1 protein-coding gene is annotated in these 387 nt (G+C 35.4%); it reads right to left on the reverse strand.

The window, feature by feature from the left end; translation table 11 throughout:
• On the reverse strand, window positions 1-387 hold a 387-nt coding region (locus FD33_RS09070), incomplete at both ends, for a YveK family protein (RefSeq protein ID WP_275453142.1).

Genomic DNA, 387 nt, shown 5'->3' on the forward strand with positions numbered 1-387 from the left:
GACCCTTCTATGATTTCTTGATGATTTATTAATACTCAACTTAGATTGAACTTTCTGATGTTCAACGGTTCTGTCAATGTCTTTTTGATCGATTTCAGTAACTGTTCCTAAGCTTATAAGTCCTAGATCATCTGTCAAGAAACTCTCAGTCGAAACAGTCCTATCAGTTAATTCACGAACGAATGCTAACGCAATTCCTAAAATTGCACCTATAACTATTCCAGCTATAACATTCAAAGTCTTTCTAGGACTAACCGGTTTAGTATTAGCCGTAGCTTCGGATACAATTGAAACATTATTAACACTCATAATTTTTACAACTTTTTTCTTGAAAACCTTAGCTGTCATATTGGCAATTGCTGCCGCTGTGCCAGCATCTGTAGATTT

Source organism: Companilactobacillus paralimentarius DSM 13238 = JCM 10415 (assembly GCF_001434985.1).
Lineage (GTDB): Bacteria > Bacillota > Bacilli > Lactobacillales > Lactobacillaceae > Companilactobacillus > Companilactobacillus paralimentarius.